Here is a 13,050-nt window from a genome sequence, read left to right as displayed (position 1 = left end):
ATCACTGAGCTCCGACTTCAACCGCTACAACCGGCTGTCCAATATCGGACTCATCGCCGTCCGTTCCTATCCGGCCGTCCCGGTGATGAAGGCGAACCTGTCGGCGAACTCGTAGACCTCGCGCGAGGTATCCATCTGCGCGATACCCGCCTCCAACGCGGCGTCGTCGAACTCCGACAACAGCGACATGTACCGGTTGCGCACCATCTGCAGATAGCGCTCACGGGGGAACGACAGCGCAAAGCTCTCGTAGCTCAGCTCGACGGCCAAGCCCGCGTCCCGCACCGCCGCGGCAATCACCTCCGGCTCGGGCTGCAACTGCTCGAACAGCCTCAACGCCGCCGGAAACAACGGGTAGTCGATCCGCGCCGGCAGCATCACAACCAACAACCGCCCCGACGGGCCCAGCATGCCTCCCAAGCCGGTCAGCACCGCGGCCCGGTCAGCCTCATGCACGTGATGGATTGCTTCCTTCACCAGGACCGCATCGAACACGTTGTGCGGCAAAGTGATACGACCCCCGACCACGTCCTCTACCGAAGCCTGGACCGGCAGCAAAGCCGGGTCTTCGGGAAGCTGAGCGAGCATGCCCGCCGACGGGTCCACGCACACCACCCGCTTCGCGTAACCGACGAGATCCCGAGTGAACAAACCGGTGCCGCATCCGATATCAGCGGCCCAGTCCACCGCCCGATCATCGGGGAACAACCGGGACACGATCGCGGAGGTCATCCACGACACGAACTGCGGGCTGTAGGACCAATTCGCCTCGTACTCGGCCGCGAGCCGGTCGTAATGCTCCCGCGCCTGCCCGGACACCCCATCAACCCCCTGTCCCACGGTTTGTCGCTTCAACCATGAACCGGATCCCCGGATAGCGCAGCGATCCTGCGTAGACCTTCCAGAATGATGATCCTTCCCCCGAGGAAAGAGCGTGGAAACATTTGCGCAGAATCATGCGATCGGTGTCTTCGTCCCAATCGTGCAACACGGTCGACAGCGTGATCGTGTCATAGCCGCTCGGAAGCTCATCATCAGCGAGGAAGTCACCCGGCACGGTCGCCACCCGGTGATCCAGGCTCGCATCAGCGATCTTGCGGGCCGCGATGTCACACACGAACGCCAATTCGAACACCGCCGCACGCAGATCCGGAAATGCGCGGCACGCCTCGATCATCAGGGCACCCGAGCCTCCACCGACATCCAGAACAGCTTCGCGCTGAGCCAGATCCGGCACCGCTCGCGCCAGCACGGGGACGGTGAAGCTGGACATCGAGTGCATGGCTTTCCAGAACATCGACAGCAGGATTTGGTCGTCGTTGTCGAAAACACTGGCCTGCTTGTCGGGATCCCAGGTGGTCGGCCGATTCGTCCGCAGTGCCGTAGGCAGATTGGTCCATCCGGGATGCCCGCGGCTGTCGGCATAGCGGATGAATCCATTGAAGTAGTACCGACGCCCCGGCACCAGAACGGTATCCGACAGCGGCGAGTTCACATACCACTCGCCTTGCTTGCCCAACAACCCGAGTGCGCATGCCACCAGAAGCACATCTGTCGGCCGATCCTCGCTACCCAGCGTCTCATCGAGTGCGTAGCTGAGTCGTCGAATCCACTCGCATGCCAGGCAGGGCTATCCACACATGAACCCGGAGAGCTCTGATCTAGTCTGGCATCGGATGCGAACGGGCGCTTGATGATCGATCATGTTGCTGGTGTTCTGATCTTGGACCGCTGATGGTCCTGTTCCCGCATGTGGATGGGTTGAAGATCGACGGGATGGACTCGACAGGACTGCCGGGTGCGGCTCGATGTGAGCACTCGTGGCGAACCAGCCCCGTGCCCGGACTGCGGGAATGTTGTCGCGTCGAGTCCACAGTCGCTACCAACGGCGATTGTCCGACACCGCGATCACCAGCCGGGAGGTCCTGATCCGGTTGCGGGTACGACGGTTGTTCTGCGACAAATCCGACTGTGGCAAAGGACTTTCGCCGAGCAGGTGCCGACGCTGGCGTCTCGGCTTGCCCGCCGAACGACGATACTGCAACGGTTGCTGTGCGCGGTCGCGCTGGTGTTGGGTGGTCGTGCCAGGGCGAATCCCCAGGGCTTCGTCCGAATCTGCCTGCTTGCACCAAACTCCGGGACTGGAGCACAGGCGACCCCAGAACAGACACATACCCCGTAGGCCGACGGTCGATACCCAAACACAGCTGCTATCAACGCGGAGACCGTCCAGCACGAGATCGCCAAAGCACGCCATCCTCAGCAGAATCATCAGCTATGCCTTCGGCTCCAGAACGACCTGAACGCGCCAAACCCAGCCATCAGCCTCCGAATCCTGTAAACGTGATGCGCGTCGAGAAACATGCAGGTCACAAAGTCTCCTCCCCACGCACGTGGGGGTGCGCCGATCGAGGTGAGGATTTCGGTGGCGCTGGTTTCCTCCTCCCCACGCACGTGGGGGTGCGCCGGTGCGTGTCGACGGCGTGGTGACCGATGAATGCTCCTCCCCACGCACGTGGGGGTGCGCCGGTCGACATCTCCACGTTGTCGCCCCAGCGCAACTCCTCCCCAGGCACGTGGGGGTGCGCCGCGTAAGCCCGGCCTACGACGGGACGTGTTCCTCTCCTCCCCACGCACGTGGGGGTGCGCCGGTGATTCTTCCGGCCTACCGCTACGAGCCAGCCTCCTCCCCACGCACGTGGGGGTGCGCCGCCCTATACCGGTCATGTCTCGCCAGGGTCGAACTCCTCCCCACGCACGTGGGGGTGCACCGATAACAAGCGTGGGTGTTGCGACGGCCACCAGTTCCTCCCGACGCACGTGGGGTGCGCCGTTGCAAGCCAATCCTCGGTACCTACAGCTCAGTTCCTCCTCACGCACGTGGGGGTGCGTCGGGGTGCATCGGTCCGACGAACGCGCCACGATCCTCTCTCCACACGTGCGTCCCCGCAGCCAATTTCCACGCGCAGTCCGGTATCAGAAGGCGCGTGTCGCATGTTGCGTCTGGGAGTGCGACTGTTGGCCAGGTGTTTCTTCGCATTTTCTGCGGATTTCTTCATTCACGACGAGCGTGCGGGGCCTTCGATAGTGCATGCTGTGTGCAGCCAGGCGCGAACATCAACCTGGCAATCGTGTTATCCGGTCCGGAAGAGGACAAAGTGGTGTCGTAGAGCGACTCGTACGCAACCAGTGCTCGGGGTCAGAAGTCGATATCGACCATGTCGGCGTCCGATTCGCCTGGCGGGAGGAACCGCACGAGCTGTAACCCGTCGAAATCGGCGATGCGGCGGCGACGTTCGCCGGCGGTTTTGATCTGGAAGCCCTGTTCGTTTGCCGCAGGATGGATGCATACGGCTTCGCCGTCGCCGACCGAGGCGGCGACCGCGTCCCATAGCTCGTTTCGGACCTTTGCTGACACCGCGCCGACATAGAGCCCGGCGGTCGGCTCTATCAGCCACCGGGACAATGCACCTCGAACATGCTCCGGCACCGCAGTTGTCGAGATCACCAGCATCGTTGCCATCAGAATCCGGAGTCCAGGTCGTTGCCGTAGTTGACACCGGAGGGCAACGAGCCCAGCGCCGGATCCCAGAGGTGGGTGATATCGCCTGTTCGATCGGGCGAGTCCCCCGCGGCTTTGGGGTCGATTATCTTCTGGATGGTCGTGATGATCTCCGGCATGAGTTTCAGCAGTCGGAAGTCCTCACGGAGTTTGCGGCCTGCTTCCCTTTCCGGATCGGTCGATGCGTGTAGCGAGAAAGCCAGCGGAACTGTCACTTTCATCTTGAACAGGTCGGCTATGTCGTAGACGAACGCCAGCTGAGTTCCACTGTGTACAAAGCCGAGAGCGGGTGAACAGCCCAGCGCGAGCACGGCTGCGTGCACGACGCCGTACATGCACGCGTTCGCGGCGGATAACGCCAAATTCACTGGATCCTGGCTATCCCAGGAGTTCGGGTCGTAGTTGCGGCGGAATCGCTTGATGCCATATTGCTGGGCGAGGATGCGGTACATGGCTTTGACCCGCTGCCCTTCCAATCCCCGCAGCTGCGAAATTGTGACACCGGCCGGACTGTCGCCGAAGCGGTAGGTGTACATCCGGCTCGCGACTTCGGTGCGGGCACCGGTGTCGGCCCAGGCGGTGGCCTGTCGTTCCAGCCAGGTGGTTGTCAGTGACGCGGGCACGATTCCTGCGTAGCTTCGTACTCCTCCGGCGCCGACGCATACCAGGCTTGTGCCGTGTCGCGCGAAAGTTGCCATTCCGGGCTGCGTAATAGAGGTGCCTGGCCCTAGGAGCACGCAGGCCAGCGCGGCGGTGGGGAGATAGACTTGCTCGATGCCACGAGGGGATTCCACTCGGGCGCAGACGCCGGTGTCGTCCTGCACGATTCGGACTGATTCGAGGTACAGAAACGACAGGGAGTCGGCGATCCGTGGCAGCATCGCCAATGTCGGCGCGCCGAGCTTGCTGCGCGCGGCCGACGGCGTGGTCACCGTGCTACCGCTAAACTCAGCAGGCCACAGCCGTGCGATTTTCCGCGCCCGACGCCGTCACGAACGGCTCGGCGCAGCGACTCGGGGTCGGTCACGGCGGCGATACCGTCGAAGCGGGTGACCGCGTGCCGCACTCGATGCTTCGGGTCCGCCTCTGCTCGGTGTCCTCGGAGGTAACCTGCGGGGGTGGTGGTGAGGGTTTTCAGGTGCAGGCCGCATTCGGGTGCTCGGCGAGTCCACCACTGGCCGATCTCCTCGCCACGGAGTGCGGCGAGTTTGCCCGCATCCTTGTTGCCGCGGCCCAATCGCTTTACGGCGTTTCCGGCGAGGCGGTAGTGGACGAGCAAGTCTGTTTCGAGGGCGTCGAGTAGTGGCGTCAGGTCGCGGATCGCGACGGTGCCGTAGTTCGATGGTATGGCGGTCAGGTTCGGTTCCCGCGAGCTTTGAACGAGTACCTGTGTACCAGTTCGACTTTCGTCGATCCGGTACAGCAGTCCAGCTTGCTTGCGGGGGTTGTCGCCGAGCTCCGGCGGCATCAAACCCATCACGCGCTGATGCATTCTGATTACGTTGCGCACATCCGCGCGCACCATTGGGTTGGCGAGGTTCAGCTCGATACGGGTGAGCCACAGCGTCACGAGACCCCCATGTACTCGAATAACGCCGAGTAGTAGGCGTTGGTGTCCTCCTGCCACAGCTGGTCCGGAATCTCGGTGAAGGGGAACCGGGTGACCGATCGACTGCGGTACCGGCGCTGCAGCGGATCGAAACTTTCAGGGATGTCTGCGAGTTCGGTGATCGTCCCGGCGCGATCGACACAGTCGGCGACGAAGTCGATGCTGGGGCGTTTCGCCGCCGGGATGGGGACCTTGTACTTCAGATCATGGCTGGCGTCTGTGACATCGGCGCGCAGCAGCAGCGGCTGCTCCGGTGGGCAGGAACGCCGCCCCAGATACGGTTGCCACCAGGGGGCATCCAATGCGGCGGCCAGGGTCCCGACAACCTCCTGTGGACCTTGCACGGCAACAGTGAACACGGCATCCGACAGGTAGTGCCGCCGGGTGACGATGGTGCCTTTCCCCGCCTGGCGGCGTTTGCCCTCGGCGGTCAGTGCGGTGCGAGCGGGTTCGTTGCCGCCGCCGATGGTGTGGAAGTCGGAGACGATGGTGCCGGGACGGTCGATTCGAACGGTCAGCTGTAGAGGTTCGAATTCGGTGAGCGGTCGGCCACGTTCGAAACCGCGGGCGGCGGCGAACATTCCGATCAGTCCAGATCGGGTCGGGAAGCGTTGGGTGTCGCGGACCGAGAAGGCGCTGTGCTCACCCCAGCTCTGCAGCGGCGCGGCGAGGCGAAGGATCAGTCCGGTCATGAATGCTCCTGCGCGAACGCCGTGGCCAGGGCGCGGTCGAGAAGATCGGCGAAGGCGTCCACGCGTTCACCGAGTCCGGTGAGGTCGTTGTCATCGATGGAGGCGTAGCCGTCCCAGACGATGCCAGTGTCCTGCCACAGCTTCCGTAGCCGGGACGCGTAGGTCGACAGTGCGTGTCGCGATGGTTCGGCCCAGCCGCCGCCCTGCGCCCGGACCGGCGACTCGAAGGCGGCGGCCAGCGACACTGGCCGGTCGGACCGCACGGCCACATGAATCAGATCCGGCAGAGTTTGGGCGGCAGTGGAGTGTTGCTTTCCCGAGGGAATGGTGCGGGTGAACGCGGTGAGGAACTCTCGGGTCAGTTGCTGAGCCATCGCTGCCTCGTCGACACCGAGATTGCGTTGCAGACCGGCGATGTCGATGTTCGCGTAGCGGTAGAAGACGCCGGCGGAGAACTCGGCATCGCTCATATGACCGCTCCCTTTGTTCTCCGGCCGGTTCAGGTCGTCGACCGCGGTGAAGAAGTCGATCTGCGGCTCCGCGGCATGGGTGGTGAAAGCGTGTGCGACCTGCACCGCACCGTCGACATCGCCGCCGGGCAGTTCGGCGAGCATGCGGCCGAACAGGTGGATCGTGCCGTTTCGCGTCTTGAGAATGTTCGCGACCTCGTCGGATGGCAGCACGGGCTTGCGCTTGGTGGTGCCAGACTGTGCCGCGATCGCGTCGCGGTGTTTTTCCGCCAGGTCGGCAAGCGCATCGAGTGCGGTCACCGGCAGGTACAGCAGCACCGAGCTGCTCCCGTCATCCTCGGTCTTGAGGCCGACGTCCTTACCAGCGACGGCCGACTGCAGCACCTGGGCGCCGGCCGCGTCTGCCAGTTCGGCGGCCCATCCGCGATCCACCAGCCGCTCGCTGACAGCTTGCGCAACGCGCCGCGTCCGTTTCGTTTCCTGGCCGACGGCGGTTTCCACGGCCAAACGTGTCACGCGTTTCCATGCCTGACTCGAGATCCGGGTGCGCTCGACCCCGCCGAAAGTCACTTGTTTGGGCGACCCCAAATCGTCTCTGTTCAGGTTGCCGTACGGGACTGTGTGCAGCAGATGGATGTCGACGAACCGGGCGGTGGTCACTGATCCTCGCTTTCGGAGCTTTCGGAATTCTTCGCGGCGGTTTTCTTCTGGCCGGCTGTCAGTGCGTGGTGGGTGCGGTAGAAGTCCTGCAGCCACCGCTTGGCGATCCGGTCGCGTCCGTACGGCCAGTCGGCCAAGTCGACAACGAGCCGGGGCCAGTCGATTTCGACCAGTTCGGCACGTAGCCGCATGACTAGGCGGGGAAGGTGCTGATGGATACCGTGCAGGTGCTGTCGGCACAGCAGGTGCAGGTGTTTTTCCATGCTGTCGAACTCAACCTTGCCCAGCGCGGCCGCACGTCCCAGCGTCTGCCCCAACGTCTGTCGAGACTCCCAACTATCAGCGTCGAGCTCGACCTCACCGGGGTCTTCGACATGTCCGGCGTCGGCATTGTCGCGGGCGTCATCGCGCGCATTCCGCGGCTGGGCGGCGATCATCGACGCCACTGCGTAGAACGCGCGTTCCGCTGCCTGGCCGGCACCGGCAGGCAAATAGGGCGCGACGATCCTGTGCGCGTTCCTGGCTTGCTCACTGTCCGGGCCATGGCGCAGCGCCCGCCGTAGCGCCGCGCGGCTCCCACTGCTGGAGTTCACGGCGTGAATCACTTCGGCCACCATGACGTTGGCCTGGGTCCGAAGTGTGTCCCGCCTGCTGCTAACGGTTGCTGGTCGGTCAGACATGCTGAGACTCCCTGGGTGTGGAGGTAGCGGCCGCAGCGTAGATGTAGCCGCGCGCGTTCTCGATCGCGCGAATACCACGCGGGGACCGGGTCCCCGCCGTGACCGCGTCATAGATGCCGAGCGCGAGGTCGACGAATCGGCGTGCAGACTCGTCGAAATTCCTTGTCCGGACCTGATGCCAGAAAACGTCTTCCGCGCCGTGCCAGTACCGGCTGGACGCGATCGCGGGCCAAGGGCCCGGCTTGATGTCCTTACGCGTCGGGCGGCCGTTCCCGTTGGACGGGTCGTTGACCGCTATCCACGCATTACTGAGCGCCCTGACCAGATGACGTTCGGCACGCTCGGCGCCAGCTCGCGCCCTGCTGATGGCGAGAACAGACTGTGGGTCGGTCAACACCGCCAGCACCGGCGGGGTCTCCGCGGAATACCACTGCCTGTCGCTAACTTGCGCACGATCTTGATCGAATCCGAAAGCCCGGACCCGCAACCGCTCCAGCATCCCGTCGGGCAGGTGCTCGGCCTGGTCGAAGATCGCAGGGCGGCGCGATTTCGCGATGCTGATGTCCTGCAACAACAGTCCATCGAGGTCACGCCACAACGCCCTGTTCGCGTCCGCCGGCCGCGGATACAGCTCCCCCTTCTGACTGACCTGATAGATGAGGAAGGGATCCTCGGCCGGTCCGTGCGGCAGGCGCCACGCCCAGGTGAGGTAGGCGTCGGCAACGGTTCCCGCGTCCGGCGAAGGCACCAGCAGCACCGCGTGGCGAAACCGACCGACAAGGCAGCCTGCGACCCCTGTCGCCGGTGGTGGTGCCTGGAGCGGATCAGACATGCCGTCGAGTTCCCACGGGGCCTTGTCCCCGTAGTCCTCGTCACAGCCGCCTGGATAGGGGATGCTGGCGACCAGCGACTCGAACACGTTCGCGCCGATCGGGTGATACGACACCAAGCCTCGCAGCGGACCAGCGGTGGTATTGGCCTCTTTCCGATTTCCCACCGTCCTCGCGGTGCAGCGTCCCGGTGCGCCGTAGAAGAGCTGGCCGATCAGATGGTGCGCAGCCTGCGCGGCCGACAACGGCACCGGCACTTGATCGCGATGATGTGTCATCCACGGCTGGTTGTTCCCAGCCGGTCGACCCAGCACCAGTTTGTTCAGGCCGCTGGGCGCGGCACACTCTCGCGCCAGCCGTGGATCCTGCAACCACGGCCGGTCAGGGTCGAACAACCGAAAGCGATCGGCATACCTCTCACCGAAATACACATCGACTGCGACCCGATCGAACCGGCCATGCCGCAGAACATCGTCCCGACGCTCCCGCCACCGCGCCCTGCGACGCCGGTCGCCGCGCCTGCCCGGATCGTCCAGACCCGTAACCCGCGCCGCAATGACGGTCAGAATCCGCCACAGTCCCGCAGCGACCGGTGGCGGACCGACCGCGATGTCCTCGATCACGTGCGCTGCCGCGAACAAATCCCACAACCCCAGCGACGATGGCAGAGCTCCAGGCTCGCATCCGCCACTCCGCAAGCTCGCAGAGGGTAGGTCAATCCCCTCCGGCCCCGCCGCAGACCACCGCAGCGGGACTACTGGCATAATTCGGACGTCACCGGTGGTCACTGTTCAGGCTCCATCATCAGCGACCCGGAACATGCTCGGAACCCGAGGTCCCCACAAGGTGGGGGTGTGCCCGGGGAGGCATGACCTGTGAAGCCAGAGGTTTCCTCTCCTCACACACGTGAGGGCTACTACCGGGACCGGCCAGTGCTGCAGCGAAGAACAGCAGCGTGACCACGGCAACGGGAAGCGACCACTGCCCGGGCAGACGTTTGATGGTGAGCTTGAGTTCCATGGAGACCACGGGGTTGAATCTACAACCTTAGCGGTCAATCCAAAAGGGGGAAGCATGGCAAGTTAACCTTTCATGTGAGTCCAAGCTCGTTGTCCAACCGGCAGACCCTGCCGCCCAACTGCACCCGTCCGGGTCGGTCGGGCCGCTCGACCAGAAGAAGGATTTTGCGTAGGTAAGGGTTCTTGTCCCAGGTTCCCGGTGGAGCGTTCTCAGGAGCTGGATGAGCAATCCAGGTCGCGGGAACGGGAATCGACTTGGCCAGAACGGTTTTCACCTGACCTTTCGTCAATCGGCCCTGGGGCCCCGGGCCGTGCTGCGGCAGTGCGATGGTGTGATCGCGGTCGAGCCATCGGCCGTCGTCGCCGTCGCTGTAGCACCAGACGACTCGTCCGGAGTCGGCGCCGAGCCGAGTGGTGAACATGGCGTCGTCGATCTCGCGATCGGTTAATTCGTATAGGTCGGCATCAAGGTCATCGGGGTCGGGTACGACGACCATGTCGGCCACCGCTCGCTTGACCTGCTCGTCGGCCAAATTCTCGATGTCGTCGGTCGCCATAGTGCCGTCCGCGAACGATTCGTCATACACCTGCTCCATAAGCTCCTGCACGTCATCGGGAATCGTAATCGTGCACTCGACAGGTCCACCCGGAACCGTTGATGCCACACCATTTCCGGCCGATCCCGCCGTTCGTGCCAACAGCACCTCTCGCGTGCGCCGTAGCAGTGCCCGCGGGTAGACGTATGGCCACGACAGCGGCCACTGTCCCGTGTTCATCGGCATCAGTACTTCCAGGCGTGGAGTCTGTGCCCATTCCGCGCGGCGGCTACGAAGGTGGCGATGACCGCGTCCGGCGCGCTGCAGAAGCAGCGCCACGGGAGCGAGATCGCTGATGATCAGGTCGAAATCAAGATCAATCGACTGTTCGATCACCTGGGTGGCCACTACCACTCCGCACGGCCGGTCCCCGTCCTTCCCGTACGCGGCGACAATACTAGTCGTCAGCTCCTCGCGTCGGTCGGCCGGAAATCGAGAGTGCAGCAATGTCAACGACGGCGGCGATCCGCCACTCGCCCGCACGCCGGCGAACCACGCCTTGAGGTCACAGTAGGTCTGCTGAGCCTCGGAGACGGTATTGCAGATGATCCCCGCGCAACCGTCCGCGGAGGTCACCAACGGCTCCAAAACGTCGCGCAACACCAAGATACGGTCAAGACCGCCGTCCGGACTCTGCGGGACCTGGCGCAAGCCAACCGCCAACTCGGTTCGAGGACAACTGAAATCGAACACATCGATAGTGCCTGTGTGTGCATCGGCATACAGCCAGCCGGGGTAGCGGAACGAGAAATCGTCCAGCCGGTGCCCAGCGCCTTGGAGATACGACTCGACCAGCCGTTGTGCGACTCGCTGCGGCAACGTCGCCGACAGCAACACCACCGGAACACCCAGTCGACCGAGCCAGGTCAGTACCCGGCGAAGGAGCTGCTGCATATAGGCGTCGTAGGCGTGGACCTCGTCGACAACCAGAACCTTGCCAGCCAAGCCCAGCATGCGCAGCATGTTGTGGCGACCTCGCACACCGGCGAGCAGCACCTGATCGATCGTCCCGGTGCCCCACGGCGCCAGCAAACCACGCTTGGCGCCCAACAGCCATTCGACGACAGCGATCATGAAACGTTGCGCGGCAGCCTCATTCGAATCCTCGCCGGTAACCACCTCCGCGTCGGGCCCGTCCGGCAAATATGCTGAATTCAGCCAGGCCATGCTGTGCAGCAAGGCTAGAGACGCTGGCTCGACGGCACGACGCGAACCGTACTCCGACAACCGCTTGTACATAGGGTCCGCAGTTGCCATGGTCGGCAACGCGAAAAAGATCCCTGACGCACCCACCGTCTCGCCACACAGCCGAGCAGCAGTCAGCGCAGTCTCGGTCTTGCCGAATCCCATCGGCGCCACGATCAGCAGCACCCCCGGGGCACCGGTCAGCAACCGGGGAAGATTCTCCGCCACCGAGCGTTGCAACGCATTAGGCGTCCTCGGGGGCAGCAGTCGGTGTTCATCCGCGAAACTCCCGGACTGCAAACACAACCGTCCCAAGCCTGCCTCCCGTATCAGCACTGGTGTGTCCACCACTGCCGCACGGAAGTAGCGTTCCAGCGAGTCGCGATCACCCCGCTTCGGCACCCTTGCCAGCCTCGGGATGAGGAAGTCGGCCTGACTGACCAGCCAATCAGCCAAGATTACGACGCCGCACGCCACCGCAGCGGCTGCCGGATCCAGATCGGAAATCGGATCAGGTTCCCCCACAAGGTGATACACCACGTCCACCAAAGCTCGACGCTGAGACTCCCATGCCCCGTCGCCGAGCTCAGGCACCAATACCAGAGGCACAGCAGCCGTACGCCGATCCAGGCGGAAGAAGCAGCCGTGATGGCCACCCAGCAACTGAGCAACCAGAAGCGCGGCGTCCTCGCCGAACTCCTTCTCGACCAATGCCAACCTCAACCAGACATGGGCGGCGTAGTCATGGCCTTGCCGCTCCCCCACAGGCACCGGATACTCCCCGGCACCGAACCCCGCCGGGTCCTGCATCTGAAAACACGCCATTACCTTGCCGATATCGTGCAGTCCCGCCCAGAACATCAGCAGACGCCGAGCATGCTCAACATCCACACCCATTCCATCGGCAAGAAACTTCTGAAGCCCGTCCGAAAGGTACTGCTCCCAAAGCATTCCGGCCGCCGCGCTAGCATCCAGGAGGTGACAGACCAATGGATACGGCCCGGGCAGTCCTTTTGACTTGCCCCACAACCGCAGATCGATCTCACTCTGATCACCCATCATGCCCCTCGGAACAAAGCTCGCGACTACGACCGAGACACTACGGCGACGCACCGACAAAAACCGCGAGACCGCCTGACCGCCTTTGGAATCGCGCTACCCAACCCAAGTGGCGGACAGACCGTCACGATCCTTACACCAACACTCCAACGTATGACACGCCGAACCATACAATTCCGTCCGGTCGGAACATGACGCCGCCAATAACCACGAAACGCCGTACAGGCTCGAAGCAGAGCAGGTCAGCAAGTGTCCTCCCCACGCACGTGGGGGTGCGCCGTGGGCGACCGCAACGGCGGTCGCGCTGATGTCGTCCTCCCCACGCACGTGGGGGTGCGCCGTCGGCGGTGTCGAAATCGGCGGGATCGGCCCCGTCCTCCCCACGCACGTGGGGGTGCGCCGGCCGTGAGAACTTCTTCGGACCGGCACCTGAGGTCCTCCCCACGCACGTGGGGGTGCGCCGCCTCTCGACGAACTGCGTTCCGACACAGCCCGGTCCTCCCCACGCACGTGGGGGTGCGCCGCAGCGAGGGCACAAGCTCATCCGGGCGGTGAGGTCCTCCCCACGCACGTGGGGGTGCGCCGCCCATTCGGTCGGCCACGATCGGCACGATGTCGTCCTCCCCACGCACGTGGGGGTGCGCCGTACTCATGTACCTCCGCGAGGACAAGCCGCACGTCCTCCCCA

10 protein-coding genes and 2 CRISPR repeat arrays (1 of these 12 cut by a window edge) are annotated in these 13,050 nt (G+C 64.0%); all 10 genes read right to left on the bottom strand.

The window, feature by feature from the left end:
- Positions 1–66: 66 nt before the first annotated feature.
- Positions 67–819, bottom strand: a complete 753-nt coding sequence (locus IU452_RS25560) for a class I SAM-dependent methyltransferase (RefSeq protein WP_324192811.1) — start codon at positions 817–819, stop codon at positions 67–69.
- A 4-nt stretch (positions 820–823) separates the two neighbouring features.
- Positions 824–1,540, bottom strand: a complete 717-nt coding sequence (locus tag IU452_RS25555) for a methyltransferase (protein ID WP_195111673.1) — start codon at positions 1,538–1,540, stop codon at positions 824–826.
- A gap of 838 nt (positions 1,541–2,378) precedes the next feature.
- A CRISPR array of direct repeats spans positions 2,379–2,773; the repeat unit is 29 nt; unit sequence CTCCTCCCCACGCACGTGGGGGTGCGCCG.
- A gap of 426 nt (positions 2,774–3,199) precedes the next feature.
- Positions 3,200–3,514, bottom strand: coding sequence for a type I-E CRISPR-associated endoribonuclease Cas2e (gene cas2e, locus IU452_RS25550; protein WP_228818684.1), 315 nt, complete (start codon positions 3,512–3,514; stop codon positions 3,200–3,202).
- An 8-nt stretch (positions 3,515–3,522) separates the two neighbouring features.
- Positions 3,523–4,494: a type I-E CRISPR-associated endonuclease Cas1e gene (gene cas1e / locus IU452_RS25545; RefSeq protein WP_324192810.1), complete on the bottom strand. Its 972-nt coding sequence runs from the start codon at positions 4,492–4,494 to the stop codon at positions 3,523–3,525.
- The gene (gene cas6e / locus IU452_RS25540; RefSeq protein WP_195111671.1) at positions 4,491–5,132 is read right to left on the bottom strand and encodes a type I-E CRISPR-associated protein Cas6/Cse3/CasE; all 642 of its coding nucleotides are present in this window, start codon (positions 5,130–5,132) and stop codon (positions 4,491–4,493) included. The genes cas1e and cas6e overlap by 4 nt, the downstream gene beginning before the upstream one ends.
- The gene (gene cas5e / locus IU452_RS25535; protein ID WP_195111670.1) at positions 5,129–5,863 is read right to left on the bottom strand and encodes a type I-E CRISPR-associated protein Cas5/CasD; all 735 of its coding nucleotides are present in this window, start codon (positions 5,861–5,863) and stop codon (positions 5,129–5,131) included. Before cas5e ends, cas6e begins: the two co-directional genes overlap by 4 nt.
- On the bottom strand, positions 5,860–6,993 hold the full coding sequence (gene cas7e, locus IU452_RS25530) for a type I-E CRISPR-associated protein Cas7/Cse4/CasC (protein ID WP_195111669.1): 1,134 nt from the start codon (positions 6,991–6,993) through the stop codon (positions 5,860–5,862). The genes cas5e and cas7e overlap by 4 nt, the downstream gene beginning before the upstream one ends.
- Complete coding sequence (gene casB / locus IU452_RS25525) at positions 6,990–7,610, bottom strand: type I-E CRISPR-associated protein Cse2/CasB (protein ID WP_195111668.1); 621 nt, start codon at positions 7,608–7,610, stop codon at positions 6,990–6,992. Before casB ends, cas7e begins: the two co-directional genes overlap by 4 nt.
- A gap of 55 nt (positions 7,611–7,665) precedes the next feature.
- Positions 7,666–9,267: a type I-E CRISPR-associated protein Cse1/CasA gene (gene casA / locus IU452_RS25520; RefSeq protein WP_228818762.1), complete on the bottom strand. Its 1,602-nt coding sequence runs from the start codon at positions 9,265–9,267 to the stop codon at positions 7,666–7,668.
- A gap of 326 nt (positions 9,268–9,593) precedes the next feature.
- A complete protein-coding gene (cas3, locus tag IU452_RS25515; RefSeq protein ID WP_195111666.1) occupies positions 9,594–12,362 on the bottom strand; it encodes a CRISPR-associated helicase Cas3' in 2,769 nt (922 codons plus the stop codon).
- A gap of 251 nt (positions 12,363–12,613) precedes the next feature.
- Positions 12,614–13,050: a CRISPR direct-repeat array (repeat unit 29 nt; unit sequence GTCCTCCCCACGCACGTGGGGGTGCGCCG) (it continues 384 nt past the right edge of the window).

The sequence above is a fragment of the Nocardia transvalensis genome (genome assembly GCF_015477765.1).
GTDB classification, from domain to species: Bacteria; Actinomycetota; Actinomycetes; order Mycobacteriales; family Mycobacteriaceae; genus Nocardia; species Nocardia transvalensis_A.
Note: the sequence above shows the minus strand (reverse complement) of the source record. Positions and strands in the feature narration are given on the sequence as shown.